General features: G+C 33.4%; 1 protein-coding gene. It reads left to right on the forward strand.

Annotated features, from left to right (window positions below):
- Positions 1 to 854, forward strand: an 854-nt coding sequence (gene argF / locus F6K13_RS32895) for an ornithine carbamoyltransferase (RefSeq protein ID WP_287289892.1), incomplete at its 5' end; no start/stop codon positions are given.
- Positions 855 to 1,474 lie beyond the last annotated feature (620 nt).

Genomic DNA, 1,474 nt, shown 5'->3' on the forward strand with positions numbered 1-1,474 from the left:
TTTTACAACTGGCAAGCAAACTTAAATCAGGTAAAATAAATCTCAAATGTAATAAAGTCTTGGGGTTATTATTTTCTAAAGCTTCGACACGAACTAGGGTAAGTTTTACCGTGGCAATGTATCAATTGGGAGGTCAAGTTATTGATTTGAATCCTAATGTTACTCAAGTTAGTCGTGGGGAACCTTTGGCTGATACTGCTAGAGTTTTAGACCGATATTTGGATATTTTAGCTATTCGTACTTTTGAGCAAAAAGATTTAGAAACTTTTGCAAGTTATACAAAAATTCCTGTAATTAACGCTCTCACAGATAGGGAACATCCTTGTCAGGTAATGGCTGATTTATTGACCATTCAAGAATGTTTTGGCAAACTAGATGGATTAACTTTAAGTTATTTTGGTGATGGTAATAATATGGCAAATTCTTTACTGTTAGGTTGTGCAATGGTAGGGATGAATGTCAGGATAGCAACTCCACCAAATTATTTACCAAATGTGGAAATTGTGGAGCAAGCAAAAGCTATTACTAATGGTAAGAGTGAAGTTATAGTTACTGAAGATCCCCAAGTGGCAGTTAAGGGTGCTCAGGTACTTTATACTGATGTTTGGGCAAGTATGGGACAAGAAGAGGAAGCTAATAGTCGAATACCTATTTTTCAGCCTTATCAGGTTAATGAAAAGTTGGTAGAAAGTGCAGCAGATGATGCGATCGTGTTGCATTGTTTACCAGCTCATCGGGATGAAGAAATTACTGATGGAGTGATAGAAGGAGAGCGATCGCGAGTTTGGGATCAAGCAGAAAACAGGATGCACGCTCAAAAAGCTTTATTAGTAAGTCTTTTAGGTAGTGATTAGAGTTTACCAACTGGCAAAGTAGTAGGGACTTTTCATGGAAAGTCCCCACCAGTTTTACAGATGTAAAGATATAGCAGAAGGAAGAAGGAAGAAGAAAGAAGAAAGAAGAAAGAAGGAAGAAAGCAGCTATGCTGTTTGCCCAGCATGACCTAGGAAAGGCAGAAGGAAAAATCTGGCGTTGTCTGAGTTTTAAGCTGTAGATAAAAATAATATTATTCATCCTTATTTTTCTATTCTGTTTGTCACTTATAGAGTTTTTGAACATGCTAAAAAGAAGCATTATTTATTACTAATAATGTTAATTTTTAGAGGTTATTACTTAATTTTTATATGCAGAATATCATCATTATATTATTAAAAAAACCTTCAAATACATAACTTTTAAATTGATTATTTTTTTTGATAAATTATAAAATATTTAACCTTATACTCATATTACTTTATACTTTTTATCCTTTTTTTTGCTGTGTTTAAAGTAAATATAGCACTAAACTAAATCCGCTTTCATCCACATAATATAAATCTATTATTCCCTTAATTGCGTTTTTTTTACTCATATAGCAGTAGAAGCAAAGGGCGCGGACATATAAAAAGCTTAAAACTCAGACAAAGCAATATTT

The sequence above is a fragment of the Okeania sp. SIO2B9 genome, from assembly GCF_010672505.1.
Classification (GTDB): domain Bacteria; phylum Cyanobacteriota; class Cyanobacteriia; order Cyanobacteriales; family Microcoleaceae; genus Okeania; species Okeania hirsuta.